Here is a 26,586-nt window from a genome sequence, read left to right as displayed (position 1 = left end):
TGGAGAGAACCTCGATCCCACGCGCCCGCAGACCGCATCCACGCTCGTGGTGGTCGCCACCGCCGACGGCTTCGACGAGCTTCGTCGGCAGGTGGACGTGATCGTGACGCAGGAGGGGCTCTTCATCGATCGCACGAACGTGGATCCCTCCACCGGCGCGTTCGCACTCGCCGCCGACGGCAGCGCGCGGACCACCGCGATCGACCTGCGCGTGTTCGTGCGCGACCCCGGCTCTGGCGAGATCGCTCCCGACATCGGCCTCGCCGAGCAGGCGACGCTCGAGATCGGCGGCCAGGAGGGCACCAGCGGCTACGCCGGACTCCACGCGGCCGGGCTCACGGTTGAGCCGGCAGGCGTCCGTGCGCTCAACATCCCGAGCGCGACGTTCAACGCCTCGCTCGAGCGGAAGCTCCCCACTGCAGGGGAGCCCGTGCCGGCGGCACTCCTCGCGAGCGTCCCCGGCTACGACGCCGACCGCTTCTCGGCGCTCGTTCCGCTGCGTCTGCTCGGCATCAACATGGAACCGTACTCGGACGCGTGGGAGACCGAGCGGGACAACTGCCTCGACATCATCCGCGCGTTCGTGCCCGCCGAGCACCAGGAGCGCCTCTATGCGCTCGTGGCCGAGCGCTCGCTCACGATGGGCGCCGAGGGTCTCTTCCACATGCGCAAGCAGATCTGGAGCTTCGCGTACGACCAGCTCATGAAGGAGAAGCACGAGCATCTCGATGCGGCGTGGTGGTACCAGCTCATCGAGGACACGCTCGACTGGGTCTCGTGGTGTGGCGACATCGCGCTCGGCGTCGCGAGCGGTGCATACCTCGGCGTGGTGGGCTCGATTGCGATCGGCCTGCTCAAGCCGCTGCTCGTCTCGGCTATGGAGGTGTGGCTCGCCGGCGGCACGCTCGAGGACTGGCTGCTCGCGCAGACCTCCACGCTCACGGGCGTGCTCGAGGGCAGCCTCACCGACCCCGACTTCCTCACGAAGCTCTCCGGCGACAAGAAGGCGATCGCCTGGGCGCTCTTCATCGCCTACTACTTCGCCAAGGAGCTCTACAACGACCCGAACCTCTCGGTCACCAATGCCATGAAGAACGTGGGCCGGCAGCTCCGCGACGAGGGTCTCGTTCGCTTCCTGCAGAAGATCGCCGGCATGAAGGGCATCACGCCCGCCAAGGCGCGCGCCAAGGGTGCGGGCGCCGATGCGGGGACGCCAAAGACCGCGAAGCCCGATGCACCGCGCGCCAAAGGAGCGGCGACACCTGACGCCCCCCGGACGAGAACCCCGGCGACGCCCGACGCGCCGCGGGCGAAGACACCCGCCGCGGGTGACGCACCTCCCCCGCGGACCCCCGCAGCCACCCCCGACGCCCCGGCGCCGGACGCCCCGCGCACCCGGACCCCGGGCAGCGATGCGGATAGTGCCACCCGGCCGAGGACCGACACTCCGGATGCGGACACGACACCGACGAAGCCCGACACCGATGCTGCACCGCGCGACACAGACGCTGCCGAGCCGGCGAAGAAGGCGCCCGAGGCCGACGCGGACTCGAAGCCCGAGCAGAAGCCCGAACAGAAGCCCGCCGAGCCGGTCGTCGAGAAGGCGCCGGACACCGACCCGCGCACCACGAGCGCCGACCCCACCGTCCGGGCCGAAGGCATTGCCAACGACATCAAGCGGAAGACCGGCACCTTCGGCGAAGTCGACCCGCCCACCGTCGAGCGCATCATGCGCGACCCGGACGCGATGCGCGAACTACGGAAGAAGCACCCCGACCTCTGGAAGAAGGTCACCTCGACCCGCGCGAAGATCTACGCGGGCCACGACGCGAAGCTGAAGAGCTGGATCGAACAGAACGTTCCCGATGCTAAGGGCCGCGAGGTCGAGATCCGCAACGTCGGCACCGCCGACGGCGTAGACCGCGATTACCGCGCGGGCTACGTGGTCGCCGACCCCGTCACCGGCAAGAAGAGCTTCATCGAGCTCAAGAAGGAGACGTGGGTGCCCGAGTCGCAGAAGATCTTCGCCAAGGAGACCGGCGGGCCGACCGACCCCAAGGGTGCCGCAAAGTGGGCCAAGGATCACCAGCAGCTCGGCACCGATCAGTACCACGCAGAGGCGAGCATCGACATGGCCGACCAGCGCCACGTCTGGAACGAGCAGACGCAGACATGGGAGAAGACGCAGGTCACGCCGAACATCGACCTCGTGAAGCAGGGCAGGGCAACGATGCTCGACCCCGAGGGCTACGGCAAGACCTACGAGACGAAGGTCATCGAGGCCTATGCCGAGGGCAACACGCTCGACGCCTACAAGCAGGCCAGCAAGGCGACCCACTCGCTCGAAGGCGTCCGTGACGGCTACACGACGCAGGGCTATGAGGTGAAAGATCTGCCGCCCAAGATTCAGGAGGGCATGAAGGTCATCGAGGACGTGGAGGCCGGCCGCATCAAGCCCGCCGAGGCGGAGGCGCGCCTCAAGGACGCCGGCTACAACGGCGGCCTGCCGGACTTCATGGAGAAGGTCTCGGGCCAGTTCGCGGGCTTCAAGTGGGCGCGCCAGAGGTAGCTACGCCTCGAGGACAGCGTCCAGGTCGAAGCCCTCGGCGAAGGGGTTTGCGAAGCGCACGCCCTCGATGACCGCCCCGTCGGCGAAGTCCTCCGAGAGGATGAGCGGGATGCGGTGCACGCGCGCCACCGCCCAGATCTGGGCGTCGTGGTACGGCATCTGATAGCGGACGCAGCCTCGCAGGGCCTCGAGGACCACCCGGGTCGTCGTGTTGCGAACCGGAAACGTCCGCGCCCACGCTTCCGCCTGCGGCACGACGTTTTCGGGCGGAATCAGGTGGCGGAACTTCCGCAGTGCGACCGAGCAGTACTCGCCGAGCACCTGTGCGCACAGACTCGCCACTCCCGACGACTCCAGCGAGTCGAGAATGCTGCGCGCCCGCACGGACTTGTCTGGCTCGCTGGAATCGACCGCGTAGACCAGGACGTTAGTATCGAGCAGAACCGCCGCGCTCGTGCAGCTCCTCCCGCGTCCACCTGCGTCCACCGCTACCCCAACCCTCCCGGTCCGCGCGCTCGAACTCCGACTTCAGAAACTCCCACGCCGCGTCCCGCCGCTCCTGCTCCTCGGCCTCCTGTAGCAGCGAGTCGATCGCCTGCCGGATGAGCGCAGACTGCGACACGCCGAGAGCCTTCGCGTGTGCTTCGAGCGCACGCTCTTGGTCGGGGTCGATGACGATCTGCTTGCGCACCATGCGCGCCATGATGACTCGCCCGCCTTAGCCGGAATCCAGCCGATCTTGAAACGCAGTTACACATCACTATACACACTCCCCCAGCGCCGGGCAGACAACGCAAAGGGCCCGGCTAGATATGCCGGGCCCTCGGGTCGTCCGTGTGCTTGGGCTACCCCACGCTCACCACGCTGTCGGCCTCCATGAACAGCGCAGCGGCATCGTTCATGGTGCCCACCTCGCCAACGGCAAGCGCGTCTTTGAGCTTGAACCAGTCGAGGCAGGTGCCGCACGAGAGCACCTTCACGCCGTCGGCTTCGAGCAGCCGAAGGTCGTCAGCGGCGGCGGAGCCTTCGCACGCGAGCCGCACTGCCCCGTTCATGAGTCCGACAGCGTACGGTTTCGCTTCCGTGCGCGCGAGCGAGTAGAGGAAGCTCCCCATCAGCTTGCGCCCCAGTTCGTCGTCGCCCTCGCCGATGCGGTCTGAATTGATGAACACGACCTTCATCCCCAACGCTCCCTTCCGCGGCGAAGCGCCGCGCGACCTGCTACACGATCCGGATGGTGCCGGCCTCGCCGTGGGTCATCCGTCCGACGACGGCCGCTTCTTCTCCCCGTGCGGCCAGCGCGGCAAGCAGCGCCTCGACCTTCTCCGGCGCGACCGCCATCATCAGACCACCCGACGTCTGCGGGTCAGCGAGAATGCCCTTCCAGGTGAAGCCCGCGGGACCCCAGTCCACGAAGCGGTCGAGGTACGCGATAACGTCCGCTGTTCGACCGGGGCGCACGCCGGCCTCGGCGTACTCCACCACGCCCGGCCACACCGGCACGTTCGCGAGTTCGATCTCGCACGCGCAGCCGCTGCCATGCGCCATCTCGCGGGCGTGACCCGCCAGGCCAAAGCCGGTGACGTCGGTGCCCGCATGCACGCCCACCTCGAGCATCGCCTCGGCGGCCGCACGATTGAGATGCGCCATGCTCTCGATCACGTCGCGCAGGCTCTCTTCGGTTTCGAGGCCCTGCTTGATGGCGGTGTTCAGGATGCCCACGCCGAGGCGCTTGGTGAGCACGAGCAGGTCGCCCGGCTTTGCGCCGATGTTGCGCACCACGTCCTCCGGGCGCGCCACGCCCATCACCGACAGGCCGTACTTGGGCTCCTGGTCGTCGATGGTATGGCCGCCGACGATCACCGCGCCCGCCTCGCGCACCTTGTCGGCACCGCCGCGAAGCACCTCGGCGGTGATCTCGGGGGGCAGGGAGCAGGGCATCGCGAGCAGGTTCATCGCGGTGAGCGGGCGACCGCCCATTGCGTAGACGTCCGAGAGCGCATTGGCAGCGGTGATGCGCCCGAAGTCGTACGGGTCGTCCACCATCGGCGTGAAGAAGTCCACCGTGAGCAGAACGGCCTGGTCGCCCATCATGTAGACGGCGGCATCGTCAGAGGTGTCGAAGCCCACGAGCAGGTCGTCTGACTCCCCGGGACTCATCGTCTCAAGAACCGCGGCGAGGTCACCCGGACCCCACTTGGCGGCTCAACCGGCCTTGCTCGACATCGCTGTGAGACGGACGCGCTCCACATCGGCTCCTGACAATCGCACGAACGCATAGCCAGTATAACCGCATGTGATGATTCAGTCGAAGTGGCCGTACCGTGAGGGCGGCGCGCTCAGCCGAGCCAGGGCACGCACAGAACGCGCCGAACCCGGCGTTCGCGGAGGCTACTCGACGGGCGCGAAGACGAGGAGCGCCACGCCCGCGGCGTCGCGAATCGTGAGGATATCGTCCTCGACCACATACGTCTCCGCCTGTGCGAGCAGGTCGAAGTAGATGGACTCGGCCTCCATCGCCGCAGGCTCGCCGGCCATCTCGGTGCGGGCGATTGCGCCCGGCGAGAACTTGATGCCGCCCACGGCGCACTCGCCGCTGTAGCTGTTCACCGCGGCGATGCCGCTGATCTGGCCGTCGGCGAACGAGGCGGTGATGGTGAAGGGCTGCGGATCAACAGCCGCCGCCCAGTCGGTGAGCATCCAGCTGGTCCCCTCGAGCGCACTGCCGCCGTTCACCACGAAGACGATGACACAGGCGATGCCCGCGAGGAGCACGAGTGCCGCAACGAACACGCGGCGCCACACGGTCGGCATGTCCTCCTGCTGCACCCAACGCTCCCTGGCCGCCGGCTGCTCACTGGAGGCAGCGATGAGCGCCGCATACTCGGGATGTGCCCTGCCGCCCATGCCGCTCCTTCCGCCGCGCCGTATCTAGAGCTTCGGGGTCACGTCGGCATCCGCCGGATACGGCTCGGTCGGCTCGCAGAACAAGAAGCCCTGGCCGTACTCGACGCCCAGGTCACGCAGGGTGTCGAGCTGCTCGGACCGCTCGATGCCTTCGGCGACGAGACTCACGCCGAGCCGCTCGGAGAACATGACCATACTCGTGACGAGGATCCGCCGGATCTCATCGGTATCGATATCGGTCACGAGCGACATGTCGATCTTCAGCCACTCGGGACGCACCTCGGCGAGGCTCTGCAGCGAGCCGTAACCCGCGCCCCCGTCGTCGACCGCCACACGGAAACCGAGCCGGCGGAGGTACTCGAGCGTGGCACGGAACGACGCGAAGTCGGTGATCGCGGTCCGCTCGGTGATCTCGAAGACGACGTTCTCCGGGTCGACGCCCGTGCCTGCGAGCAATGTCGTGAACATGATGTCGCGAAGCTCCGGATCGGCGACGGCCTCCGGCTCGATGTTGATGAACAGCATCCTGCCCTCGGGCAGGCTCGCCGCCGCCTCGAACGCCCGCTGGCGGCACAGCCGCTCGAGTTGCACCACGAGGTCGCCGTCATAGGCGACGCGGAAGAGCTTGTCGGGCCGCTCGAACTCGCCGCCTTCGGGACCGCGCGAGAGCGCTTCGTAGCCGACGATGCTCAGATCGTCGAGCCGGAAGATGGGGTGCACGAGCGTCCGTACGTCGCCAGCGGCGATGATCTGCTTGAGCCTCTGCATGCGGGCTTCGGCATCGGTGACCTCGTGAGCGTCCGACTGCGCGAGGGCCGTCTCGAGCGCCCTGTGTACCAGCCGCTCGAGCCGTGTGTTCGGGTCGCGGTACGCGGTGGCCGCACCCACGTAGCAGCCGAACTTGGGATAGATCGCGGGGTCGAGCACCTTGGCGAGGTCCTCGCGCACGAGCGACTCCACGCGCTGTGCGAGCCGCTCAAGCGCCTCATGGTCCATCTTCTCGGTCGTCCGGGGCGGCGAGAGCAGCACCACGAACGCACTGCCGGAGATCATCAACTCGGCCACGATGTCCGAATCGCGCAGCTCGGCGCCGGTGATGCGCTCAAGCGAAGCAGCCACCTCGCGCATGACGCCGTCAAAGACCTCCCACCCGTAGATCTCCTCGATCTTCGAGTACTTCACCATGTTGAGGCATAGCAGCGACACCTCGCCGCGGTCCTCAAGCAGTGATTCGATGCGGGGGAAGAGCAGCGGTGTGGTGGGAAGCCCGGTGACCGGGTCGAAGAGCAGCCGGCGCACTTCGGGATGCTCGGCGATGATGTCGTTGAACTCCAGCCACGACTCGAGCAAGAGCGAGCGCTTCTCCTGGCTCTCGGTCATCCGGTCCCCTCTTCCCTACCCGTACGTCAGGCGCAACGCAACGGCCGCGTTCGGGCCGAGCGGTACGCCGAAGGCCCGCGCTCCAACTTCGGCAGTAGCGCCGCCGCGTATGTCCGTCACCGAGGCTACCACACGCTCGGCAGTCAGCGTGGCCGTCACCGGCTCGGCGCTGTGATTCAGAACGAACACCACGTCGCCCGCCTCGCCCGAGAACAGCGCGATCTCCGCGACCGGCTCGTCGCAGTCGATGACCGGCCCGGCGCCTGCGGCGCGCGCCACGGACCCGTAGACGCTGCGCAGCAGCACGCGCACCGCATCGGGAGCTGCCCACGGGTCACTCTGCGCGATCGCCCGCTCAAGCGGCGCGGCGAGGAAGACCGCCTTGCCCTGGCCGTACTGGTTGAGCGTGAGCAGCGGGCTTCCCATCGCGTCGGTGGCGACCACCGTGGCGGTGCCGCTTCCCACGAGCGCGAAGTGCGGCAGATCGAGGCGCACGTCGAAGGCGGTGAGGTCCCCGAGTAGCCCGGGCTGCGCGATGCGGCAGCTCACGACCGGCCGCACGCCGTGATCGCCGAGGAACTCCACGCCGAACACCTCGCGCAGCGCCGGATCGACGTCACCGCCGCCGTAGCTCAGGACCACCGAGCCGCCCGACTGCACGAACGCCGCCAGCGCCGCCCACATCGCGGGCGACAGCCGTGCCGCCGAGGGCACGAACAGCGTCATGTAGCCGCCCAGGTCGTCGCCCTCGCGGGCGAGCGTCACCGGCAGGTGCGCCTCTTTGGCGGCGATGTACGCCTGCAGGCACGAGCGCGGCGCGTACAGCCCCGCAAGCGACGGCAGCGGCTCGTAGCGCTCGGTCGGGATGAGCACCGCGGCGCGCTCCGGCGCCGGCGTGTGCACGCGCAGGTCGAGCCGCGCGGCCACGCGCGCGAACTTGCGCACCTCGGCGAGCACCGGCTTTGGCTCGCCCGTCACGTCGTTCAGTCCCACGAGCACCTCGAAGGGGTCGCGGAAGTACGGCTCGCGCTTCTCGGTCTCCAGATCGCGCCAGCGACGGAGCAGCACGCCGGAAGCGCGGTTCATGAGCGCCGAGTAGAGTCCGGTCCGCACGTAGGCGGCCTCCTCGGCCACCGAGAAGTCGAGCGACTGGATGCCGACGCCGTCGGCGAGCACCGGGATGTCCCGCAGCGCGGCGCGCAGCAGAAACGAGTCGAGATGGGTGGCGGGGCCGTAGGTGAGCGGGCCCTCGGCCGCGTACGCGCGGTACGGCGCGGTCACGTGGCTCACGCCGTACTCGAAACCGTCGATGGCCGCGCGCGCGTCCACGCCGCTCTCACGAACGAGCGTCTCCGGGTCACATGCGAACACGATCGCGCGCGCCGAATCCACCTCGCGGATCGCGTCGCGGAGCGCGTCGGCCCACTTCTGGAGCGCCTCTTCAGTGGCGAAGCCGGTGAAGAAGGCCTCGTTGCCGAGCTCCCACGCCCACACCGCCGTCTCGCTGCGGAACCGGTTCACTACGCGCTGCACGAGCGAGATCTCGCGCTGGATGAGGTAGTCGTCGGTACGCGGGTCGCGCTTCTTCGCCCAGGGCAAGTCGTTCAGCTCGGCCAGACGGTCGTCGGCGAAGAACGTCACGATCGCCTTGAGGTCGTGGCCGCGGGCGGCTGCGAGCAGGTCGCCGAGGCGGTCCTCGGCGTCGGTGTCGTACTGCCCCACCTGCGGCTCGAACAGCTTCCACGACACGAACAGCCGCACGAGCGAGATGCGCGTTGCGGCGATGGCGGCGAACTCCGAATCGAAGTCGCGGTCGTACCAGGTGTCGAACGATGCGCGCTCTTCGTCGAGCGGGTAGTAGTCCACGCCGATCGGGAACAGCTGGTTGCGCAGCGGCCCCAGGTCCTGGGTGGCGGGAGCCTGCGTGTCGGCCGGCGCGCTCGTGGCGGCGCGGTCCTTGGAAGCGGCGGCCTTGGCAGGCTGCTTGCGCTCGGCGGCACTCACTCGTCATCACCCGCCCCGGCGTACTCGTCGTAGAGGCGCCAGAACAGGCCCTGGCGCTTGGTGTCGTAGTAGGCCGCGCGGCGGATCTCCCACTGCGCCTCGGCGTAGCGGCCCTCGGTCAGGTAGGACGCAGCCAGGCCGAAGCGCGCACGCACGCACGCCGGGTCGAGCCGAACGCCGAGCCGGTACGACCGGGCTGCGGCCTCGAAGCGCTGCAGGCCGAGGAGCGACTCGGCAAGCAGCACGTGCACCAGAGCATGGCTGCTCGCGCGCTTGGCGAGCGCGATGAACACGCGGGCCGCATGCCGGTTGAGGCCGGTGCGCCGCGCGTACACGACGCCGAGGCAGTAGAGCGCCGTGGGCAGTTCCGGGTCGAGCGAGAGCGCGCGCATCGCGCACGCCATCGATTCGTTCGCCGCCTCCTGCTTGAGGTACGCGTACGCGGCGAGCGCAAGCGCCTCGGGATCGTCGGGGTTCTCGTCGAGCACCAGGCGCACGAGGTCGCCGGCGGTAAAGAGGTCCTCGGCCCTGAGGGCGAGCCCTGCCGCGCCGAGCCGCGCCTCGCGCGTCGCCTTCACCCGCGACGGATCGATGGGTTCGTCAGACGCCTCACCCACGCCGAGGAGCGTGAAGAAGAGCTCGTCTTGCGAGGGGTCGAGCTCACCGGCCTGGCGGAACAGCGGCAATGCGAGCGCCATACCCTCGCGCTTGAGGCTTGCGATGGCGAGGTTGTAGGTGGCGCGCGCTTCTTTCGGGTCGATCTCGAGCGCGCGCTTCCAACTCTCGATCGCGTCGTCCTCGAACGCTGCGGCGGCGAACGCCTCGCCGAGTTGCACGTGCGCGGTCACGAGATCGGGCGCGACCTCGGAGAGCTCGTGCCACACGAGCACCGACTGGTCGGCCATCCCGCCGCGGCGGTCGTACGCCAGCCCGAGTGCGAGATACGCCGCCGAGCAGTCCGGATCGATCTCGATCGCCTTGGTCGCCTCGGCGATGGCCTGGTCGTAGAAGTCGCCCTCGAGCATCAGGTGCGCGAGCAGCGCGTGGACGCGCGGCTCACGGTCGCCGAGCGCGAGCGCCTCGTAGCATGCCTCGACCGCGGCGCCGACGGCACCCGAGCGAGCGAGCTCCTCGGCGGTGAGCAGGGCTGTCGAGCGGCCTGCCATCAGGCCTCACCCTCGGCGGACGCGCGATCGCGTGCCACGCGAGCAATCAGCTTGAGGGCGCTCTCCGCGCCCGGCACGACGCCGTTGGCGCCCACCTCGCGGGCGAGCGTCGGGTCGGCGGCGAAGGGGCCGCCGCTCACGAGGATCACCACGTCGTCGAGGCCGCTCGTGGCGAACAGCTCGCGAACGCGAGCCACAGCACGCGCGGTGGCCATCAGCTCGGCAAACACGATCACGATGCGCGCGCCTGTCTCTTCCACCCGCTCGAGGAAGTCGGCGGGGCGCACGTCGATGCCGAGGTCGTTCACACGGTGGCCGGCCTCTTTGAGCGTGGCCGCGATGATCGTGCGCGCGATCGAGTGGTGGTCCCGATGCATGGTGCCCACCACGACCGTGACGCCGGTGTCGCGCCGTGCGGCGGGCGGCATCACGAACGAGCCGATCTGCTCGGCCACCACCGCCGCCTGCGTGAAGGTGATCTCGTCGATCTCGGCGGCCGCCCACGCCCCGCCGAGGAGCCCCATCGCCGGTGCGTACAGCACGTCGAAGAGCTGGTCCTGGGCCACACCGGACGCGCGAGCATGCTCGACAACCTGGATGGCAGCAGCCGGGTCCTGGTCGACGAACGCCTGGTAGAGATCTGCCGCGTCGTTGGCGGCCACGCTTCTTCCTCTCGCCTCCCTCACCCGCGGTGACCCGCGAGGTAGAACGTCTTGGTAGCGGTGGTGGGATTCGAACCCACACGGCCTTGCGGCCAGAGGCTTTTAAGGCCCCCTCCTGTACCAGTTCGGATACACCGCTTCACTCTGGCGCTTCCACCCCGTCGGGGTCGAGCACCATGCCGTAGAGGATATCGTGTTCGCTCACCAGCGTCGAAGAAAGCCCGGCGTACGCCATCACGGACTGCAAGATGAGCGCGCCGCCGATGATCACTCCGGCGCGGTCCGGCTCGAGACCGACCACCGTGCGACGCTCCGCTTCGGTGAGCACCGACAGGCGCTCGAGCATGTCGAGAAGCGCCGCACCGCAGATGCGGTACCCGTGCACCCGCTCCGGGTCGTACGGGTCCAGACCGAGGTCGATGGCCGCCAGGCTCGTGGCGGTACCCGCCACGGCCACCATCTCGTGCGGGTGTTCTTTCACCCAGATGCGATTGGCGCGCAGCTCGTCGGAGATCCAGCCTGCCGCCTCGTCGAGCTCCCGGGCGGTCGGAGGGTCTGAGCGCAAGAAGAGCTCGGAGATCCGCCTCGACCCGATGTCCAGCGAACGCACGGCCTGGACCTCCACGCCCGTGCCATCCGGACCCACGCATGAGCGACCGAGGACGAGCTCGGTGGAGCCGCCCCCCACATCGACGACCAGTACGCGGTCTCCGCAGAAGCTGTACGTGACGCCAAGGAAGGTGAGGTAGCCCTCGCGCAGGCCGGAGATGATCGCGGGCTGCACACCGACCGCCCCGAGGGCGGCTGTGAACGCGTCTTGATTTCGCGCATCCCGGGCTGCCGAGGTGGCCACGGTGACGATGCGCGAAGCGCCGAGTGAGCGAGCCTCCTCCGCAAACGGCCCCACGACCGCCGCGGCGCGCGCGATGCCCGCCTCGGAAAGCTCGCGGGTCCCGGCCCATCCCTCGCCGAGATGCGTGATGGACTGCCGGCGAACGACCTCGTCGACCGAACCGTCGGTCACGTCTGCAACCAGCAGGCGCGCGGTCACCGTGCCGATGTCGATGGCCGCCCTGCGTTCGGTGGTCACGTGGCCTCCTCGCATCGCCGGTCTGCGCACTCGGCGCTCAGCTTCTTCAGCACCACTTCGCCAAGCGGGTCGGCAATACCTGCAAGCAGCGCCGCCGTGTGGGCGTGCAGACACTTGACGGCGCACGGGTCGCGCTGGCCCGCGATCCCCACGTTCGGCTGCGGGTCGACGCCGCCGCCCTCGCGTGCGCGCGCCTTCCGATAGGATTCATCGGCATCGAGCAGGCGCGCGGTGAGCGATCGGTCCGACGCAAGTTCCGCCCGCAGCACCTCCATGAGTCCGTCCGACTCGAGGCGGCCGACCGCGGCCACCAGGTGCGGGCAGGTCAGATAGTAGAGTGTCGGGAACGGCTCGCCCGAGCCGGTGACCGGAACGGTGACGATCGTGGTCGGAAAGCCGAACGAGCACCGTGAGGCGGCGCGCCACGGACCGCGAGGCGTCCGGCCCAGCTGCCACGCCACAACGGCGGCGTCGTCCATCAGTCGAGGCCGAACAGCGCGTTGAGCGCCCGCTCCCAGAACTCCGGCCCGCCGCCTTCGGGGGAGACGGTCGCCGTGGTCTCGGTCGCGACGCCACCGGTGACCACGTACGCCTGCTCGCCGGGCTTCACCAGGCCCAGGCTGTCGCGCGCCAGCTGCTCGACACCTTCGGGCGTCTTGAGCTCCTCGACGTCTTCGCGGAGCTCGCCGTTCCGCGATTTCAGCTCCTCGAGTTCGCCTTCGAGCGTCTCGACCTCATGCTCATGCTCGTACTGGAGGCGGAAGGTCGGATAGACCCACCATGCCGCAAGCGCGATCGCGACGATCACCATGAGTGCCGTGATCCGCGCCTGCCCTGAGCTGCCCGAGGGGCGAGACGCGCGCCTCTTGCGGGATGCCGAGCGCGCGGGCCGGGTGGTACGTGCGGGCTTCGCGACGCGCGTGCGCGTGGCAGGAGCGGCGGCCGAGCGCTTGCGCGCGGGAGGAGTGCCGGGGGTCGCGCGAGACGTGCGCGAGGACGACGCACGAGAGGTCGACCCCCGCTTGGCGGCGGTCCTCCCGGCGTTCGCTGGTGAGTGCTTCTGCGTTCGTGGTGCGGCCATGGCTGCGCAATCAGTGGTGTGACGAGACCAGCGACGGTCAGTGCCCGAGGGTATCCCCTCGGCGCCATACTACCACCTTCGCATGCCGAGTAGAACCCTGTACGTCAACCTGAGATTGATGCGGACGCCGCAGGTCAGACGCGGTGGACCTGGATGAGATTGGTCGAACCGGCAACATGGACCGCCACACCGCCGGTCACCGCGATGAGGTCTCCGGGCGCGGCGAGGCCCGTGTCGCGCACGGCGGCGGAGGCCGCTTCGATCATCTCATCGATGCTCTCGTAGGTGCCGATCACCGTCGGATGCACGCCCCAGACGAGCGCAAGGCGGCGCGCCACCGCCTCATCCGGCGTGGCCGCGAGCACCGGCACGCGGGGACGGCGCGCGGCGACAGCCCGCGCGGTGGCTCCCGACTGCGTGACCGTCACGATGGCCGCAAGATCCAGGCTCTCTGCCAGATCGCGTACTGCACGGCTCACCGCGGCAGCAACGTCGTCCGAGGCACCGGGCCGGGGAGTCCAGGGGTGCTCGACCGCCACCTCCTCGGCAGCGCGGACGATGCGCTCCATCGTCTCCAGCACGTGCACCGGATGGAGGCCCACGGCGGTCTCGCCCGAGAGCATCACGGCATCGACAGCGTCGAAGATGGCGTTCGCCACGTCCGAGGCCTCGGCCCGGGTGGGACGGCGCGACTCGGTCATCGACTCGAGCATCTGTGTAGCCACGACCACGGGGCGGCCTGCGGTGCGCGCTGCCGCCACGATCCGACGCTGCGCGGCGGGAACCTCCTCGAGTGGCAGCTCGACCCCGAGGTCGCCGCGAGCGACCATCACGCCGTCGGCGGCCTCGACGATCGCGTCGAGCGCGTCCATCGCCTCGTGCTTCTCGATCTTCGCCACGATAGGGATGATGCGCTCCCCCATCGCAGCCCGCAGCCGGACGACGTCTTCGGCCGAACGCACGAACGACTGCGCAACTATGTCGACGCCCGCATCGAGCGCCCAGGCGAGGAGTTCAAGGTCCCGGGCGGTGATGCCGTCCACGCCGAGGTGTACGCCCGGTACGTTCACACCCTTGCGGCTGGAGAGCGCGCCGCCGACACGCACGGTCGTGTGCACTACAGCGGCGGCAGTGCCGGCCACCGCGAGTTCGATCCGGCCGTCGTCGATGAGCACGCGGTCGCCCTCGGCCACGTCGTCCGCCAGGGCGGTGTGGCTCACGCTCGCGCCGGTGGCGTCCCCGGGCGCGTCAGCACCCCGGAGCTCGAATGTCTGGCCGGGAGCCAACACAGTGCCGGGAGCCACGTCCCCGAGCCGAAGCTTCGCCCCGCCCAGGTCGAGCATCACCGCGACGTGTCGCCCGGCGCGACCGGCTGCAGTGCGCACGGCGGCGAGTTGCCGCTCGAGCTGCGGACGGTCGGCGTGAGAGCTGTTGAGCCGCGCGACATCGAGTCCGGCGGCCACGAGGTCGTCCAGCACTCCCGGCCCGTCGGTCGCCGGTCCAAGCGTGGCGATGAGCTTCGTGCGTCTCACGGCAGCACCTCCGGGTTGTCTCCTACACCCTGCTTCTACCCCGTGACGCGGACGTGCCCGCAACCGGTGCGGCTGCGGGCACGGCACAAAGCGTGCGGCTAGAACGCCTACCGGTCGATGTTGCTGAACGCGAACATACCCGGATAGACCGCCGAGCCGCAGAGCTCGTCTTCGATACGCAGCAGCTGGTTGTACTTCGCCACACGGTCGCTTCTGGCCGGCGCGCCGGTCTTGATCTGCCCGGCGTTCACCGCGACAGCCACATCGGCGATCGTCGTGTCCTCAGTCTCGCCCGATCGATGCGAGATCACCGTGGTGTAGCCGGCACGGTGCGCCATCTGGATGCATTCGAGCGTCTCGGTAAGGGTGCCGATCTGGTTGAGCTTGATGAGGATGGAGTTCGCGACGCCCAGGTCGATGCCGCGGGCAAGCCGCTCGGTGTTGGTGACAAAGAGGTCGTCGCCCACGAGCTGCACCTTGTCGCCGATGCGCTCGGTCAGCAGCTTCCAGCCCTCCCAGTCGTCCTCGGCCATGCCGTCCTCGAGCGAGATGATCGGGTAGCGGTCCGCGAGGCCGGCGTAGAACTCCACCATCTCGGCGCTCGAAAGCTCGCGTCCCTCGCCGGCGAGCACGTACACGCAGCGCTCGGCGTCATAGAACTCGGTCGATGCCGGATCGAGCGCAAACATGATCTGCTCGCCGAGGGTGTAGCCGGCGGCGGTAACGGCCTCGGAGATGACCTGGAGCGCTTCCTCGTTGCTCTTGAGGTTGGGCGCAAAGCCGCCCTCGTCGCCCACACCAGTGCCGAGGTTGCGCTCGTGCAGCACCGTCTTGAGGGTGTGATAGATCTCGGTGCACATCCTCAGGCCTTCGGCGAAGGTCGAGGCGCCCACCGGCATGATCATGAACTCCTGCAGGTCCACGTTGTTGTCGGCGTGCACGCCGCCATTCAGGATGTTCATCATCGGCACGGGGATCATGCTCGCGTTGCAGCCACCGATGTAGCTGTACAGCGTGAGTTCGCAACTCTCGGCTGCCGCCTTGGCCACGGCAAGCGACACGCCGAGGATGGCGTTGGCGCCCAGGCGACCCTTGTTCGGCGTGCCGTCGAGCTCGATGAGGAACTCGTCGACCGCGCGCTGGTCGGTCGCCTCCATGCCGATGACCTCGGGCGCGATGATGTCGTTGATGTTCTGCACTGCGCCGAGCACGCCCTTGCCCAAGTAGCGTGCCGAGTCGCCATCGCGCAGCTCGACCGCCTCGAACGCGCCGGTCGACGCGCCGCTCGGCACCGCCGCGCGGCCCCAGCTCCCGTCGTCCAGGACAACCTCCACCTCAACGGTGGGGTTGCCGCGCGAATCGAGGATCTCACGTGCGGTGATGTCGGTGATGTAGCTCATCGGTATGACGACTCCTTCACTCGGCAGGGCCGCGCGTTGCGGCCGATTCCTTCTGCTTTGCCTTCGCCCACAGCTGCTCCCACTCGTCGAGCTGCAGGTCTTCGAGCGGCGTGCTGGCCGCCGCAGCCGCGGCTTCCATGTCCTCGAAACGCCCGGAGAACTTCTCGCACGTGCGACGCAGGGCGGCCTCGGCATCCACGCCCATCTTGCGCGCCACGTTCACGACCGTGAAGAGCAGGTCGCCGAGTTCGTCTTCCGCCTCGGGCGTACCGTGCTCGGTGGCCTTGAGCTCGTCGATCTCCTCGTGGACCTTCGCCCACACGCCGTCGATGTCCTCCCACTCGAAGCCCACACCGGCCGCGCGTCGCGAGATCTTCTGAGCTCGCATGAGCGAGGGCAGCGCGTCGGGCACCTCGCCGAGGACGCCGTGCTGCGGCTTCTCCTCGCGCTTGATGGCGTCCCAGTTGCGCGTCACCTCGTCTGTGGTCTCTGCGGTCACCGTGCCGAAGATGTGCGGGTGTCGGCGACGGATCTTCGTGATGATGCCTGCTATCACGTCATCGATGGTGAACGCGCCTTCCTCGGCGCCGATCTGCGCGTGCAGGACCACCTGCAGCAGCACGTCGCCGAGCTCATCGGCGAGTGCCGGGTCATCGCCGGACTCCGCAGCTGCGGCGCCCTCGTACGCCTCCTCGATCAGATGCGGCGCAAGGCTCGCATGCGTCTGCTCGCGGTCCCACGGGCACCCGTCGGGCGCCCGCAGGAGGCCGATGATGCGCACGAGCTCGGCGAAGCCGCCCGGCGCCGCGATGCGCACCGGCGGGACGTAGACTGCGGATTGGCGGTCGACGCTCTCGACGCGCGACAGCTCGTCTACCGTGAGGGGCGCGAGGTCGAACCCTCCGCTATCGAGCGCCGCCGAGATCACGACCGTGTGATCGGGCGCGTAGCGGTCCCGCAGCTGCTCGGCCACGACGCGCGCAAGAATCGGGTTGTCCACGCCGGTGACGATCAGGTGCGCATCCCGCGTACGCGCGGCGCCACTCAGACTCCCCGCGTCGATGATCTCGAGGTCGGCCGTGGCGTCCAGGTCGAGCGCCAGCAGGAGCACCTGCAGGGGTGAGACGACCGGATAGATGTCCACGCCGCGACGGTTCCGGGCGAGGATGCCGGACATGAGGCCTTCACGCACGAACGGATAGCCGAATACCGCAAGCGCCACGTTCTGATCACGCGAGCGTTCGAGCAGGGCCTCTACGACCTGATCGGCAGGTGCACGCTCGTCGAGCCCGAGGTCGCCAAAGGTGACCGGCTCGATGCCAAGCGAGGCCACGAGGGCCACAGAGGCGCCCGTGGCCGACGGGACGATGACGACATCAGCGGCCAGCAGGCGATCGGCCACACGGCCGTCCACCGCCCCGGTGGCGTCCTGTTCGAGACCGACGATCGCGATCGTGCCCACGAGCCCCCCTCGCTTCCGGCTACTCGACGGGTTTGAGGGTCTCGTCCACGTACTCGATGTCGGCTTCCTCGCGGAGCTTGTTGATGTACTCCTGGAGCGCAAGGTTCGTGCTGCTGTCGGTCATGAGCGTCCTGAGGCTGTCCGGGGCGTCCGCGATCGGCTCGCCCTCGGCGTACTCGTCGACTTTCAGGATGATGTGCCAGCCGTAGTCGGAACGGACCGGCTCGCTCACCGCGCCCACCTCGAGCGTCTCGGCGGCCTCAGCGAACTGCGGCACGTAATCGCTGAACGGCGCCCAGCCGAGGCTGCCGCCGTCCATGGCGCTCGCGGTGTCGGACGAGTTGGCCGACGCGAGTGCGGCGAAGTCGCCGCCCGCGACGATTTGCGCGCGTAGGTCGGTGGCTAGGGCCTCATCGCTGACGAGGATGTGCGACAACAGCGAGTAGGTCTCGGGCATCGTAGTCACGCTGGTCTCCTCGGCGGCGATGACCGCGAGGTAGTCCCGCGCGAGCTGATCACGGACGCTGTCGCGCAGGTCATCCATCGTCAGGCCCGCTGCAACGACCTGCTGCTCGATGACGGTCATGTCGGTCTCCCCGCCCATGAGTTCGGAGATGCCCGCGTCGACCGCCTCCGGCGAAAGGTCGGCGCCGAGCTCCTCGGCCTCCTGGGTGACCAGTTCGGATTCGATGAGCAGGCTGAGGAGCTGCTGCTTGTACTGCAGGGCCGTCTCCTCGTCGAGCTCGCCGCCCATCTGGGTGATGACCTGCTCGTAGTACCGGTCGAACTGCACCTGCGTGATGTCCTCACCGTTCACACGGGCGACGACGCCCTTGTCGCTGTCACAGCCTGCTGCTCCAAGCACGAGCGCGACCGCAAAGAAAATGGCGGCAATGCCGCGGAATGTGCGCACGAAAGTACCTTTCTCCTAAGGTGTTTCCCGGCCGCTTGCCGGGCCACGGACTGCGCAGAGTATAGCACCGAGAGCCCGCACGGCCGTGCTCGTGGAGTCCTCTCCGGCCGATTGCACAAAATGAACACAACTCGTCTTCGAGACGTACACCGCGCCCTCCACGGCAAGCGCGCCCTGCTCTTCGGAGGTGAGGCGTACCGGCGAGAGCGTGAGCCGGTGACGCGCCAGCGACACCGTCCCGATGCCGAGCTCGGCGGCGAGCGTCTTGATGCGCGCGATCGCCAGCAGCTGCCGGGCGGGCAGCGGCGGCGCGCCGAAACGGGCTTCGAGGTCGGCGGTGATGGTCTCGATGGCCTCCGGGCTCGAGACTGCGGCGATGCGCCGGTACATGAGCACCCGCTCGTCCACCTCGGGCACGTACTCCTCGGGCAAGAAGGCCGCCACCGGCAGGTCCACACGCACCTCGGGATGCGCGGGCACGGGTTCTCCCCGGACCTCGGAGACCGCCTCACGCAGCATCTGCGCGTAGAGGTCGAAGCCGACCGCGCTCACGCTGCCGCTCTGCTCGGCGCCCAGCAGGCTGCCCGCGCCGCGGATCTCGAGGTCGCGCATGGCGACTTTGATACCGCTGCCGAGCTCTGTGTGCTCCTGCAGCGCCGTGAGCCGCTCGTACGCCTGGTCCGTAAGCGCCTGGCCACGTGGGAAGAGGAAGTACGCGTACGCCTTGACGTGGCTTCTCCCGACCCGGCCTTTCAGCTGGTAGAGCTGCGCCAGGCCGAGGCGGTGGCTGTCGTCGATGATGAGCGTGTTGGTGTGCGGGTTGTCGATGCCCGACTCCACGATCGTCGTGGCCACGAGCACGTCGATCTTGCCCGCCGCGAAGCTCTCCATCACCCGCTCGAGCTGGTGCTCGGACATCTGTCCGTGGCCCACGCCCACGCTCGCCTCGGGCACTGCCGCCTGCACGCGCTCCACCACACGCTCGATGCCGCGCACGCGGTTGGAGATGTAGTAGACCTGGCCGCCCCGTTGCAGTTCGTGCCGGATCGCCGAGGAGATCACGTCCTCGTCGAACTCGCCCACGTGCACCTTGACCGGGAAGCGGTCGGCCGGCGGCGTGTCGATCACCGAGAAGTCACGCACGCCCGAAAGCGACATCTGCAGCGTACGCGGGATCGGCGTAGCGGTGAGCGTGAGCACGTCGACTTGCTCGCGCAGGTTCTTGAGGTGCTCCTTGTGCTCCACGCCGAAGCGCTGCTCCTCGTCCACGACCACGAGGCCAAGGTCCTTCGGCAGCACGTCTCTGGAGAGCAGGCGGTGCGTGCCGATGAGGATGTCCACCGTGCCCGCAGCAAAACCCTCGAGCGAGGCCGCCTGCTCCGCCCTCGAGCGGAAGCGTGAGAGGACCTCAACGCGCACCGGATAGGTCGCAAAGCGCTCCGAGAAGGTGGTGAAGTGCTGCTGCGCGAGAATCGTCGTTGGGCACAGCACCATCACCTGCTTGCCGCTCTGGGTCGCCTTGAATGCGGCACGGATGGCGACTTCGGTCTTGCCGTAGCCAACGTCGCCGCAGACCAAACGGTCCATCGGCCTGTCGGATTCCATGTCCGCCTTCACGTCATCGATAGCCGCCAGCTGGTCCGGCGTCTCGTCGAAGGGGAATGCCGCCTCCATCTCGCGCTGCCAGGGCGTGTCGGCCGCGTACGCGAAGCCGGACACCGCCGCGCGCCGCGCGTAGAGATCCACCAGGTCGAACGCGAGCTTGCGCGCCTGCTTGCGTGCCTTACCGGTCGCCTTCGTCCAGTCGGCGGTGTTGAGGCGCGTGACGCGCGGCGCCGACCCCTCGGGGCCGACGTAACGGGTGACGCGATCGAGCTGCTCGACGGGGACGTACAGCCGGTCGCCCTTGGCGTACTCCAGCAGCAGGTAGTCGCGCTCCGCGCCGAGGGCGCTCTGACGCACGATATCGCGGAAGAGCGCGATGCCGTGGACCTCATGCACGACGTAGTCGCCTGGTGCGAACGCGAAGGTGAGCTTGGTCGGATCGGCGGCCTGGCGCCGTCGTTCGGCGGCGCGCGGGAAGACGTCGTCGATCGACACGACCGCCAGACGCGCCCCGGACATGACAAAGCCGGCAGGAACATCGGCCACAGCGAGAGTGATGAGGCCCGGCTCCAGCGTCGTGGCGCCCTCGAGTCCCGCGACCGACATGCCGGCGTCCACAAGTGCGCGGCTCAGCCGGTCGCGGCCCTGGCGATCGCGTACCGCAGCGACCACGCGATACCCGGTGTCGACGAGCGCGCGCAGGCCTGCGGCGAACACCTCTTCCCTGCCGCTCACCTCGGGACGCCGTGCCACGACCTCACCGTCGGCGGCGCCGGCGGCGCGCAGCATCGAGAGGAACGTCAGCCGCTGGCGACCGCCCAGGTCGATCTCCGCGGGCGTGAAGAAGAGTCCGTCGAGGGAGCGGGCGACCGAATCGGCCTTCGCCTCGAGTTCGCCCCGGCCGCGCACGAGATCATCGAAGATGGCGCGGGGCTCCGCGACCACGACGAGCGAACCGGGTGAGACGTAGTCGAGCACGGTCGCACGCGACCGGTAGAAGTGCGGCAGGTACTGCTCGATCCCGTTGAACGTCACACCCTGCTCGATCAGCGTCAGGTCGCGCGCCAGGTCGTCGTTCGACCGCGCCGCCTCCCCAAAGGCGCGGCGGGCGCTCTGGCCGGCACGGGTTCCCGGCGCCACTTCGCGACACGGGTAGACCTCGGTCGGTCCGGCGTCTGCGATGTGCTGCTGCGTGGACGGAAGGTAGCGCCTCAGCGATTCGATCTCATCGCCGAACAACTCCGCACGCACCGGGTACTGCGCATCGGAGCCGAAGACGTCGAGGGTACCTCCGCGCACGGCGAACTGACCGCGATCCGCCGCTACATCCACGCGCTCATATCCCATGCGCACGAGCGTCGCCGAGAGCTCGGCCAAGTCGAGCGACCGGCCGACCTCGAGCAAGACGGGATCGAAGACATGAGAGCCGTGCGGCGGTAAGACGCGCAGGATCGATCGAGCGCCGGCGACGACGATCACCGGCCGCCCACGGTCGAGCGCGTGCAGCGCACGGGCGCGGGCGCCTACCGCCTCGAGGTCTGCGGCTCCGCGATCCCACGGCATCTCGACGCGCTCCGGGAAGTGCAGCACGCGCTCATGTCCCACGTAGGTGCCAAGCTGGCGCGCAAATCGCGCTGCGGCATCATTGCCGGGCAGTACGACCAGGACAGGTTTGGTGCGGGAGTCGGCGACCACTGCGGTGAGGACAGGCCGAACGAGACCGGCCGCAGCAAGGGTGACGTCTTCGCCGGTGGCGAGCCGCTCGAGACCGCGGGCGAGTGCCGGCTCGGTCCGCAGTTGCGGGGCTATCGCGTTGTAGAACGCTTCCACGGCAACGCTCCTGCACTCTCGTAGCAGCACGAAGGGCCCGCATCCGGTATGCCGGGGCGGGCGACGGATGCGAGTGTATGGCCCCGCGGGAGCGCGGTCAAACCGCGGGGCCGGGCCGATGCGCCGAGCCGCGACCCGCCCCCGCGTCGCCGTGCGTTCCTTCAGTCCGTGGATCCCTCGACCCAGGAGAACCAGCCGATACCGCTCGCGTCCACGCTAGTGGGCTCGGGAGCGATCGCTCCCGGTGCGAGGCGAAGCAGCGTCGCGCCCTCGCCATGCGCGTCACCCTCGGCGTCGCGTATCCAGAAGCCGCCGTCGGGTCCCTGTGCGACGGCCTGTCCGGTCTCGGGACCGACCGCAACGGCACCCGGTGCGAGTATCTCGGTTTCGATCCACTCGGCACCGTTCCACTCGACTCGCATGAGCGTCGGAGCCGATGCGCCATCCTGCGTGCTCCACATCCGCGCGTAGACGACTCCGTCCGCGTCCAGCAGCGGCTGAGCGCCCGGGAGTGAATCGTCGCAGAACGGAGGAGTCACTACCGTAAGCTTTGAGTCCTCGAGCCGGGCCAGTACGAGCAGTCCCTCGTCCCTGTCATCCACATCCCCGGCGGTCTTGAGCACGAGACCGACCAGATCGCTGCCAGGCCGTGCAGAGAGCGACTCGATGAACTGGTGGGGCGGCACGTCGCCCTCGAGGGTGAGCTGCCGCCACTCTCCACCCGGAGCCACGACTCCCAGCGTGGTCTGGAACTCATCGAGCGTCGCGTGATACGCGATCGCCAGAGCGCCCACGTCGCAGAAGACCACGTCCGAGACTCCCTCGTAGCCATCGGGTCGGGGCAGGTCGCGCACGCCGCCGCCCGGCTCGAACAGTAAGACGCGCTGAGCCGGCTCGGCTCCCCACTCATCGGAGTAGACCTCGCCCGCCATGCGGCTTCCGGCCGGGTCGACCGCCATCAGGTGCATATACAACTGGTTGGCATCGGCAGGAGTGCGCCAGAGCACCTCGGCGGGCGTTGGACCCGAAAGCGTCACGAGCGCCCCGCTCGCTCCGTCACCACGCCAGCCGACGAGGCAGGGTGCGGCATTCGCCAACGCACGGGGACTCCATGTCATCTCGAGCGGATCGAACAGCTGCGCTTCGACCTCGCCCACCTCGGCCTCGTCAGGACCAGTACAACCCGCCAGAAGCAGCGCCGTCAGGCCGAGACAGACCGCGGTCAGAGCGAATCGCGCTACCGCGTTCAGCGGCATACGGTTCGGTGCGTAGAGTGCCATGGAGTCCCCCGTTCTGCTTAGGTGATCAGTACCGAACGATCAGGTGTGCCGAGTTGCGGTCGTATTTGTTGGCCATCTTGTAAGTCCAGTACGACCGGAGCGAGCTGATCGACGACGGGAGGGTGCGGATGCAGCCGCTCGTCGCGCCGAACTCGTGGGTTCCCGTGCCGCCGTGCACTTCCAGACAGCTGCGCCCGTACGGCGCACCCGTCCATGGGTCCAGGCGCCACTTGCCGGGGTAGAACTCCACCCGTCCATCAGACTCGTAGCCACGATAGGCACCGTACATGAAGCCGAAGTCGTAGGTGTAAGCGGGGATGGGTCCCGTACCGATCCACGACTGGTGACTGGGGATGTTGTCCCCCGATCGCGCGGGCCACGCCACCGTGTACCACTTGTAGCTGTCGACCGTCGCGTTGTAGTAGCCGTAGCAGAAGTAGAGCATGCCGAGGTACCCCGACCGTGCCCACGGACTCGTGGTGTTCCTCGTGAGCGTGAACTGCAGATACCCGTACGGCGAAACCGCCGAAGCCGTGATGGCGGCAGACGCCTTGGCCAGCTCGCCCGCATCCAGCGGGTCTTCGCTGGCCGGCGCGACTCCTGCGGCCTTGAGCTCGGTCCGCACCTGCGTGAGAAGACTCCGCTCGATGCCATCGCGTTGCGCCTTCATCTGCGCGAACCCTGCTGGATCGGCCGCCTGGAGCTCCGCGTCGGTCATGCCGTCGGCGGGCACCTGCGGCACCGCGCTCGCGGCCAGATAGCCGACCTCCCCCGGCTGCGGATCGTTCTCCGGCTCGTGGCTTCCCGGCCAACCGGGTTCCGCCGCGGACGGCTGTTTGCGGTCCTTCCCCCTCCCCGGACCGGCTACGGCCGTGCCGGCGGCAGCCATGCTCGCGAGCAACGAGACGACACACATGATTCCCAACACGCGTTGCCAACGACGTCTCATCGGATCGGACATCGTGATTCCCCCTTATTCGATGTGGTCTGACACGGTCGGCGGAGCGGCGCTCACCGCGCCGGAAGGGATGCCCGCCGACCGGCCCGCGCTTCCCCCCTCGGTCACGAGCCACGCCGATTGTGCCTCGCACGCATCAACCGGAAGTAAACCGGATCCAAGCGTCCGCGAAGGCGACCGCGTCTCGGGTACGATTGACTCATCCGACCGACGGAGGCGACATGAGCGACCCCGCCCGCGCAGCCGAGATCGACGCACGGCTCAAGCAGCTCTACCCAACAGCCGCCATCGCCCTTTCGTACGGGAGCGAATTCCAGCTGCTCGTGGCGGTCATACTCTCTGCCCAGACCACCGACGTGGGCGTGAACAAGGTCACGCCGATCCTGTTCGAGCGCTTTCCCACACCCGTCGCGCTCGCCGGGGCCGACCCGGCCGAGGTCGAGGAGATCGTCCACCCCACCGGCTTCTTCCGCAACAAGACGAAGAACATCATGGGTGCCGCGCAGCGCATCGTGGCAGAGTACGGCGGGCGGGTGCCCGACACCATGGAGGATCTGCTGACCTTGCCAGGCGTTGCGCGCAAGACCGCCAACATCGTGCTCTACAACGCGTTCGGCAAGGCCGAGGGCGTGGCCGTGGACACGCATGTCTTCCGCCTCGCCCACCGCCTCGGCTTCACCGGCGAGAACGACCCCAACAAAGTCGAGCGCGATCTGATGGCGCTCTTCCCGCGCGAGGAGTGGGGCGCGCTCACCTACCGGCTCATCGAGCACGGACGCGGTGTGTGCGACGCGAAGCGCCCGGTGTGTGGCCGATGCACGCTCTCGGACATCTGCCCGAGCGCATTCCAGGTGAAAGGCTGGCGCGAGCAGGCGTAGCGGACCGGAGCGCCCCTGACCGCGCCTACCCGAGCAGCATCCCTACGGCTGCTGCAAGGAAGACCGCCGGCAGCATGTTGCCCACCGGCAGCCGCTTGATCTTCACGAGGTCCAGGCCGATGGCCAGGATGAGCGCTCCGCCCACCGCTTCGATCGCGGCGATGACCGCCGGAGTGATGTACGGCTCGAGCGCACCCGCGCCGAGCGCGATGCCGCCTTGCAGCACGAGGATCGGGATGACCGACAGCCCGACGCCCGCGCCGAGCGTGGTGGCGAGCGCGATGGACGCCGTGCCGTCGAGCAGCGCCTTGAGCGTGAGCAGCGACGGATCACCGAGCCCGTCTTGCAGCGAGCCGAGCACGGTCATCGCGCCGGTGCAGAAGAGCAGGCTCGCCGTCACGAAGCCTTCGACCAGCGTGTGGCCCTGCTCGGCCTCCCCGCCTTCGGCCGACGTGTCTTCGGCAGGCACGAGCACCGGCGTCTTGCCGAACTTCGCCTGCAACCACATGCCGAACCGCTCGAGCCAGTATTCGATGCGCAGCGCTTCGCCGAGGAGCGAGCCCACCACCAGGCACCCCACGAGCACGAGCGCGGCGTAGTCGCCCAGCCGCGTCTCGCCGAGATCGGCGAGCCCGCCGATCGCCATCGTCATGCCGATGAGCATGACCGCGAGCCCCATCGCCGAGAACGCGATGGAGTGGAAGCGCTCGCCGATCAGCCGCCCGAACGCAAGGCCGATCGCAGTGCCGATGAGCACCGCAACGATGTTGGTCAGGACGCCGAGACCGGGCATGTCACTCCTTGTCGTCCAACCAGAGCTTCTTGAGTTCCTCGGTCACCTTGTTCGCACCGGGCGGCAGACCCGCGCTCGAAGCGCGATACCGCGGCGACGGCTTGCCGGCACGCCCCTCGAAACAGACGTCCGAACCCAGCACGCGCGCCCCGAACGCACCCACGCGGATGCCGAGCCCCGTGTCCGACGTGACCACCGTGACGCCGTCGCCTTCGGCGAGACGCACGATCAGGTCGTCGGCCGTCTCGAGGCGCGAGAAGCGGACTTCGACCGATCCGCGACGGAAGGTGCCGACGCCCGCATCGGGCACGCCATCGAAAACGACCACTATCGGGCCCGAGCCGAGCAGGCCCTGACCGCGCGCGGCAAGTCGCGCCACCAGTGCTTCGCGCTGGCCCTCGAGGGACAGGCGCGCGGTGGCGGGGTCGCGCTTGGTGACATTGTAGCCGTCGACCACGTATCGCATGCGGCCATGCTACACCGAACGAGTCGCGTGCGGACCCGTCGGCGCGGTCGGTGCGTGGTTCGACACGCGCCGAGGTACATACCGTTATGAACGCAGAGCCGAGGAGGAACGATGCCGGAGATCATCATGCCAAAGGTCGGTCAGCCCGCGCCGCCCATCGATGCGACCACCACGGGTGGCGCACGGTTCCACCTGTCGGATCACGTCGGGAGTCGAGTGGTCATCGGGAAGTGGGTGGTCGTGTACTTCTATCCGCGGGCGAACACCCCCGGTTGAACGCACGAAGCGAAGGACTTCCAGGCTCACGCCGAGGAGCTGGAGTCCTTGAACGCCCTGGTTGTGGGCGTCAGCGCCGACAAACCCGAGGTCCAGCGGCGCTTCATCGACAAGTTCGATCTCACCTTCCCGATGATCGCCGACACCGGCAAGTCGATCATCGACGCCTACGGCGCGCGCGCCGTGCTCGGAGTGATGGCCGCGCGCTCGACGTTCCTGATCGATCCCGAGGGACGCATCGCGCGCGTCTGGCCAAAGGTGAAGCTCGAGGGACATGCCGACGAAGTGGTGGCCGCGATCCGGACGCTGGCCGCTGCCGCTGCGCCGTAGCGCC

Annotated in this window: 24 protein-coding genes and 1 tRNA gene; 3 read left to right on the top strand and 22 right to left on the bottom strand. The window is 68.6% G+C overall.

Going from position 1 to position 26,586, the window contains the following annotated elements; genetic code table 11:
• Positions 1–2,569: hypothetical protein (locus Q7W51_03595; GenBank protein ID MDO8847459.1), on the top strand; the 2,569-nt coding region annotated here is incomplete at its 5' end.
• Here the strand turns inward: Q7W51_03595 and Q7W51_03590 are convergent.
• The 20 genes from Q7W51_03590 to Q7W51_03495 form a co-directional block, all read right to left on the bottom strand.
• The gene (locus tag Q7W51_03590; protein MDO8847458.1) at positions 2,570–3,055 is read right to left on the bottom strand and encodes a PIN domain-containing protein; all 486 of its coding nucleotides are present in this window, start codon (positions 3,053–3,055) and stop codon (positions 2,570–2,572) included.
• On the bottom strand, positions 2,997–3,272 hold the full coding sequence (locus tag Q7W51_03585) for a ribbon-helix-helix protein, CopG family (GenBank protein MDO8847457.1): 276 nt from the start codon (positions 3,270–3,272) through the stop codon (positions 2,997–2,999). The genes Q7W51_03590 and Q7W51_03585 overlap by 59 nt, the downstream gene beginning before the upstream one ends.
• 142 nt (positions 3,273–3,414) lie before the next feature.
• Entirely contained in the window at positions 3,415–3,750 is a 336-nt protein-coding gene (gene yedF / locus Q7W51_03580; protein ID MDO8847456.1) for a sulfurtransferase-like selenium metabolism protein YedF, read from the bottom strand.
• A 40-nt stretch (positions 3,751–3,790) separates the two neighbouring features.
• A complete protein-coding gene (gene selD / locus Q7W51_03575) occupies positions 3,791–4,819 on the bottom strand; it encodes a selenide, water dikinase SelD (GenBank protein MDO8847455.1) in 1,029 nt (342 codons plus the stop codon).
• A 141-nt stretch (positions 4,820–4,960) separates the two neighbouring features.
• Entirely contained in the window at positions 4,961–5,476 is a 516-nt protein-coding gene (locus tag Q7W51_03570; GenBank protein ID MDO8847454.1) for an META domain-containing protein, read from the bottom strand.
• A gap of 24 nt (positions 5,477–5,500) precedes the next feature.
• On the bottom strand, positions 5,501–6,856 hold the full coding sequence (locus tag Q7W51_03565; GenBank protein MDO8847453.1) for a bifunctional diguanylate cyclase/phosphodiesterase: 1,356 nt from the start codon (positions 6,854–6,856) through the stop codon (positions 5,501–5,503).
• A gap of 15 nt (positions 6,857–6,871) precedes the next feature.
• Positions 6,872–8,860 (bottom strand): beta-galactosidase trimerization domain-containing protein, encoded by a 1,989-nt coding sequence (locus tag Q7W51_03560; protein ID MDO8847452.1) that lies wholly within the window; start codon positions 8,858–8,860, stop codon positions 6,872–6,874.
• The gene (locus Q7W51_03555; GenBank protein MDO8847451.1) at positions 8,857–10,026 is read right to left on the bottom strand and encodes a tetratricopeptide repeat protein; all 1,170 of its coding nucleotides are present in this window, start codon (positions 10,024–10,026) and stop codon (positions 8,857–8,859) included. Before Q7W51_03555 ends, Q7W51_03560 begins: the two co-directional genes overlap by 4 nt.
• Positions 10,026–10,688, bottom strand: coding sequence for a cobalamin-dependent protein (locus Q7W51_03550; GenBank protein ID MDO8847450.1), 663 nt, complete (start codon positions 10,686–10,688; stop codon positions 10,026–10,028). The genes Q7W51_03555 and Q7W51_03550 overlap by 1 nt, the downstream gene beginning before the upstream one ends.
• Before the next feature lie 52 nt (positions 10,689–10,740).
• Positions 10,741–10,827: transfer RNA gene (locus Q7W51_03545), tRNA-Leu, on the bottom strand.
• A complete protein-coding gene (locus tag Q7W51_03540; protein ID MDO8847449.1) occupies positions 10,828–11,778 on the bottom strand; it encodes a hypothetical protein in 951 nt (316 codons plus the stop codon).
• On the bottom strand, positions 11,775–12,257 hold the full coding sequence (locus tag Q7W51_03535; GenBank protein MDO8847448.1) for a DUF501 domain-containing protein: 483 nt from the start codon (positions 12,255–12,257) through the stop codon (positions 11,775–11,777). The genes Q7W51_03540 and Q7W51_03535 overlap by 4 nt, the downstream gene beginning before the upstream one ends.
• Positions 12,257–12,589 carry a septum formation initiator family protein gene (locus Q7W51_03530; GenBank protein ID MDO8847447.1) on the bottom strand — a complete coding sequence of 111 codons (333 nt, stop codon included), beginning with the start codon at positions 12,587–12,589 and terminating at the stop codon, positions 12,257–12,259. Before Q7W51_03530 ends, Q7W51_03535 begins: the two co-directional genes overlap by 1 nt.
• 404 nt (positions 12,590–12,993) lie before the next feature.
• The gene (gene pyk, locus Q7W51_03525) at positions 12,994–14,391 is read right to left on the bottom strand and encodes a pyruvate kinase (protein MDO8847446.1); all 1,398 of its coding nucleotides are present in this window, start codon (positions 14,389–14,391) and stop codon (positions 12,994–12,996) included.
• A gap of 107 nt (positions 14,392–14,498) precedes the next feature.
• Positions 14,499–15,791, bottom strand: a complete 1,293-nt coding sequence (gene eno, locus Q7W51_03520; GenBank protein MDO8847445.1) for a phosphopyruvate hydratase — start codon at positions 15,789–15,791, stop codon at positions 14,499–14,501.
• A 16-nt stretch (positions 15,792–15,807) separates the two neighbouring features.
• Positions 15,808–17,253, bottom strand: coding sequence for a nucleoside triphosphate pyrophosphohydrolase (gene mazG, locus Q7W51_03515; protein MDO8847444.1), 1,446 nt, complete (start codon positions 17,251–17,253; stop codon positions 15,808–15,810).
• 19 nt (positions 17,254–17,272) lie between these two features.
• Positions 17,273–18,166 carry a peptidylprolyl isomerase gene (locus Q7W51_03510; GenBank protein ID MDO8847443.1) on the bottom strand — a complete coding sequence of 298 codons (894 nt, stop codon included), beginning with the start codon at positions 18,164–18,166 and terminating at the stop codon, positions 17,273–17,275.
• A 15-nt stretch (positions 18,167–18,181) separates the two neighbouring features.
• A complete protein-coding gene (gene mfd, locus Q7W51_03505) occupies positions 18,182–21,601 on the bottom strand; it encodes a transcription-repair coupling factor (GenBank protein MDO8847442.1) in 3,420 nt (1,139 codons plus the stop codon).
• 161 nt (positions 21,602–21,762) lie between these two features.
• A complete protein-coding gene (locus tag Q7W51_03500; GenBank protein MDO8847441.1) occupies positions 21,763–22,881 on the bottom strand; it encodes a hypothetical protein in 1,119 nt (372 codons plus the stop codon).
• Between the two features lie 25 nt (positions 22,882–22,906).
• The gene (locus tag Q7W51_03495; GenBank protein ID MDO8847440.1) at positions 22,907–23,842 is read right to left on the bottom strand and encodes a hypothetical protein; all 936 of its coding nucleotides are present in this window, start codon (positions 23,840–23,842) and stop codon (positions 22,907–22,909) included.
• 218 nt (positions 23,843–24,060) lie between these two features.
• On the opposite strand from Q7W51_03495, the gene nth reads away from it, so the two are divergent.
• Positions 24,061–24,717, top strand: a complete 657-nt coding sequence (gene nth / locus Q7W51_03490; GenBank protein MDO8847439.1) for an endonuclease III — start codon at positions 24,061–24,063, stop codon at positions 24,715–24,717.
• 25 nt (positions 24,718–24,742) lie between these two features.
• Here nth and Q7W51_03485 read toward each other — a convergent pair whose 3' ends face one another.
• Both Q7W51_03485 and Q7W51_03480 read right to left on the bottom strand, forming a co-directional pair.
• On the bottom strand, positions 24,743–25,510 hold the full coding sequence (locus Q7W51_03485; protein ID MDO8847438.1) for a DUF554 domain-containing protein: 768 nt from the start codon (positions 25,508–25,510) through the stop codon (positions 24,743–24,745).
• A 1-nt stretch (position 25,511) separates the two neighbouring features.
• Entirely contained in the window at positions 25,512–25,976 is a 465-nt protein-coding gene (locus tag Q7W51_03480) for an NYN domain-containing protein (protein MDO8847437.1), read from the bottom strand.
• A gap of 126 nt (positions 25,977–26,102) precedes the next feature.
• On the opposite strand from Q7W51_03480, the gene Q7W51_03475 reads away from it, so the two are divergent.
• Positions 26,103–26,582 (top strand): peroxiredoxin, encoded by a 480-nt coding sequence (locus Q7W51_03475; GenBank protein ID MDO8847436.1) that lies wholly within the window; start codon positions 26,103–26,105, stop codon positions 26,580–26,582.
• Positions 26,583–26,586 lie beyond the last annotated feature (4 nt).

The sequence above is a fragment of the Coriobacteriia bacterium genome, assembly GCA_030652115.1.
In the GTDB taxonomy this organism is placed as follows: Bacteria; Actinomycetota; Coriobacteriia; order Anaerosomatales; family Anaerosomataceae; genus UBA6100.
The sequence above is the reverse complement of the archived record's forward strand: the minus strand, read 5'-3'. Positions and strand labels throughout refer to the sequence as shown.

Excerpts from the sequence above, each read along its gene's own strand:
- Q7W51_03585 (MDO8847457.1), bottom strand. The coding sequence starts at position 3,272 with ATGGCGCGCATGGTGCGCAAGCAGATCGTCATCGACCCCGACCAAGAG.
- yedF (MDO8847456.1), bottom strand. The coding sequence starts at position 3,750 with ATGAAGGTCGTGTTCATCAATTCAGACCGCATCGGCGAGGGCGACGAC.
- Q7W51_03570 (MDO8847454.1), bottom strand. The coding sequence starts at position 5,476 with ATGGGCGGCAGGGCACATCCCGAGTATGCGGCGCTCATCGCTGCCTCC.
- Q7W51_03565 (MDO8847453.1), bottom strand. The coding sequence starts at position 6,856 with ATGACCGAGAGCCAGGAGAAGCGCTCGCTCTTGCTCGAGTCGTGGCTG.
- Q7W51_03555 (MDO8847451.1), bottom strand. The coding sequence starts at position 10,026 with ATGGCAGGCCGCTCGACAGCCCTGCTCACCGCCGAGGAGCTCGCTCGC.
- Q7W51_03535 (MDO8847448.1), bottom strand. The coding sequence starts at position 12,257 with ATGGACGACGCCGCCGTTGTGGCGTGGCAGCTGGGCCGGACGCCTCGC.
- Q7W51_03530 (MDO8847447.1), bottom strand. The coding sequence starts at position 12,589 with ATGGTGATCGTCGCGATCGCGCTTGCGGCATGGTGGGTCTATCCGACC.
- eno (MDO8847445.1), bottom strand. The coding sequence starts at position 15,791 with ATGAGCTACATCACCGACATCACCGCACGTGAGATCCTCGATTCGCGC.
- Q7W51_03500 (MDO8847441.1), bottom strand. The coding sequence starts at position 22,881 with ATGGCACTCTACGCACCGAACCGTATGCCGCTGAACGCGGTAGCGCGA.
- Q7W51_03495 (MDO8847440.1), bottom strand. The coding sequence starts at position 23,842 with ATGTCCGATCCGATGAGACGTCGTTGGCAACGCGTGTTGGGAATCATG.
- nth (MDO8847439.1), top strand. The coding sequence starts at position 24,061 with ATGAGCGACCCCGCCCGCGCAGCCGAGATCGACGCACGGCTCAAGCAG.
- Q7W51_03485 (MDO8847438.1), bottom strand. The coding sequence starts at position 25,510 with ATGCCCGGTCTCGGCGTCCTGACCAACATCGTTGCGGTGCTCATCGGC.
- Q7W51_03480 (MDO8847437.1), bottom strand. The coding sequence starts at position 25,976 with ATGCGATACGTGGTCGACGGCTACAATGTCACCAAGCGCGACCCCGCC.